Source organism: Streptomyces sp. CBMA123 (genome assembly GCF_014596465.1).
GTDB lineage: Bacteria > Actinomycetota > Actinomycetes > Streptomycetales > Streptomycetaceae > Kitasatospora.
In genome coordinates, this window is the sequence record NZ_MECK01000425.1 from 1 (window position 1) to 2476 (window position 2476).

The window sequence follows — 2476 nt, forward strand, 5'->3', positions numbered from 1 at the left end:
CGGGGCCGCCGGGGCGCCCGGGGCCGCCGCGAAGGCCGCCGCCCGGAACACCCCGGCGCCCGGCCGGGAGACCACCAGTCCCTCGGCGACCAGCACCGCGATGGCGCGGGAGACCGTCACCGGGCTGACCTGGTGGCGTTCCATCAGCGCCCGGCTGGCGGGGAGCTTTCGACCCTCCGGGTAGCGCTCGACCTCCCGCCGCAGGCTTTCGGCGAGTTCGGCCACGCTGCTACGCTCGTTCATGACGGCACAAGATAGCGCTACCCGCTGTGCGGCGATAGCGCCCCGGCCCGGCGGGCCCGCCTCCGGCACCGCCCTCGCCGCCCTCGGGGTGGCCTCCTTCTCGCTCAGCTTCCCGGCCACCGCGTGGTCCCTGACCGGCTTCGGCCCGTGGACCTCGACCGGGCTGCGCGGCGCCCTGGCCGGGGTGCTGGCCGGCCTCTACCTGCTGGCCTCCGCCGCCCCGCTGCCCAAGCGCCGGCACTGGCCGGGGCTGGTGGTCGTCTCGGCCGGCTGCGTGCTGGTCTTCCCGCTGCTCACCACGCTCGCCCTGCGGACCTCCTCGACCGCCCACTCGGCGGTGGTCATCGGCGTCCTGCCGCTGGCCACGGCGGTGATCGCGGCGCTGCGCACCGGCCGCCGGCCGTCCCGGGCGTTCTGGGCGGCGGCGCTGGTGGGGGCGGTGGCCGTGCTCGCCTTCACGCTGCTGCAGAGCCACGGCCGGCCGGCCGTCGCCGACCTCTACCTGGTCGTCGGCCTGCTGGTCTGCGCGGCCGGGTACGCGGAGGGCGGGCGGCTGTCCCGGGACCTCCCGGGCGCCCAGGTGATCGCCTGGGCGGTGGTGGCCGCGCTGCCCGTGATGCTGCTGACCTCCGGGTACGGGCTGGCCGTCGAGCCGGTGCACCCCGGCGCGAAGGCGCTGGCCGGGCTGGGGTACATCGCGGCGGTCTCGCAGTTCGCCGGGTTCGTGCTCTGGTACCGGGGGATGGCGGAGATCGGCGTGCCGCGGGCGAGTCAGCTGCAGCTCGCCCAGCCGCTGCTGACGCTGGTGTGGTCGGTGCTGCTGCTGGGCGAGGACCTGCCGGTGGCCGCGCCGGTGACGGCGGCGGTGGTGCTGGTCTGCATCGCGGTCACCCAGCGGGCCCGGGCGTAGGGCCCGGGTGTAGGGCCCGGGCCCGCTCGTACACCCCGGGCCCGCTCGTACGCCCCCGGCCAGCTCGTACGCCCCCGAACCCTCGGTCCGAGCCGTCCGGAGGAGCCCTCCGCTCGTTAGGATGAGCCCGCGCCCCGCGTCGGTCCGGGGTGCGGCATCCGGAGGGAGTGGGCCGTCATGGCAGACGAGAGGCACGCCCCGGCGTCCGGAGACGCGCCGGCCCGACGGCGCGGCCAGGGCGAGCTGGAGGCGCAGGTGCTGGCGGTGCTCCAGCGGGCGCCCGGCCCGGCCACCGCGGGGTGGGTCCAGGAACGCCTGGAGGGCGATCTGGCGTACACCACGGTGATGACCATCCTGTCCCGGCTGCACGCCAAGAACGCCGTCTCCCGGAGCCGCGCCGGCCGCTCGTACCTGTGGCAGGCCTCGGCCGACGCCGCCGGGCTGGCCGCGCTGCGGATGCGGCGGATGCTCGACGGCGAGGCGGACCGGGACGCCGTGCTCGCCAGCTTCGTCACCGCGCTGCTGCCGCACGACGAGGAACTGCTGCGGGCGCTGTTGGACGCCGCGTCCGCGGATCCGGCACCGGCCGACCGTGAGAGCTGACCCGTGGGCTTCTTCGTCTTCCTCCCGCTCATCCTGCCGCTGACCGCGGTGCCGATCGCCCGGCTGACCGAGCAGCACCTGCACCCGCGCGGCGCCGCCCGGCTGATGACCGTGATCAGCGCCGTGATGGCGGTGTGCAGCGTGCTCTGCCTCGGGCTGATCGGCGTGGTGGGCACCGCGCAGATCCCAGGCAACCCGCTGCCGGACAGCTGGTCCGACCCGGAGGTGCGGCACGCGCTGCCGTACCACGAGACCGTCGGCACGGCGGCGATGTGGCTGCTGGTGCTGGTCGGCTTCGCCTGCTGCCGGACGGTCGTACGGCACCTGCGGGTCCGCTCCCGGGCCCGGCGGGCGCTGGCCGGGCTGCCCGACGGGCCGGCCGAGGCCGGTGACCTCGCGGTGCTGCCGGACCGCAGCCCGTACGCCTACGCGCTGCCCGGCTCGCCCGGGCGGGTGGTGGTCTCCACCGGGATGCTGGACGGGCTGGCCGAGGACGAGCGGGAGGCGCTGCTCGCCCACGAGCGGGCGCACCTGCGCCACCGCCACCACCGCTACCTGCTGACCACCCAGCTCGCCGCCTGCGTCAACCCGTTCCTGCGGCCGCTGCAGGACGCGGTGGCGTTCAGCGCGGAGCGGTGGGCGGACGAGGAGTCGGCCCAGGCGGTGGGGGACCGGCGGATCACCGCCCGGGCGGTGGCCCGGGCGGCCCTGGTCTCGCAC

General features: G+C 76.7%; 4 protein-coding genes. 3 read left to right on the forward strand and 1 reads right to left on the reverse strand.

Annotation, left to right across the window (positions count from 1 at the left end; all coding sequences use genetic code 11):
• On the reverse strand, positions 1-243 hold a 243-nt coding region (locus BG452_RS32645), incomplete at its 3' end, for a GntR family transcriptional regulator (protein WP_188307968.1).
• Between BG452_RS32645 and BG452_RS32650 the strand changes: the two genes are divergently transcribed.
• The 3 genes from BG452_RS32650 to BG452_RS32660 form a co-directional block, all read left to right on the forward strand.
• On the forward strand, positions 242-1153 hold the full coding sequence (locus tag BG452_RS32650; RefSeq protein ID WP_188307969.1) for a DMT family transporter: 912 nt from the start codon (positions 242-244) through the stop codon (positions 1151-1153). The two genes, BG452_RS32645 and BG452_RS32650, sit on opposite strands and share 2 nt — an antisense overlap.
• Before the next feature lie 177 nt (positions 1154-1330).
• Positions 1331-1756 (forward strand): BlaI/MecI/CopY family transcriptional regulator, encoded by a 426-nt coding sequence (locus BG452_RS32655; protein WP_188307970.1) that lies wholly within the window; start codon positions 1331-1333, stop codon positions 1754-1756.
• 3 nt (positions 1757-1759) lie between these two features.
• On the forward strand, positions 1760-2476 hold a 717-nt coding region (locus BG452_RS32660; protein ID WP_188307971.1), incomplete at its 3' end, for a M48 family metalloprotease.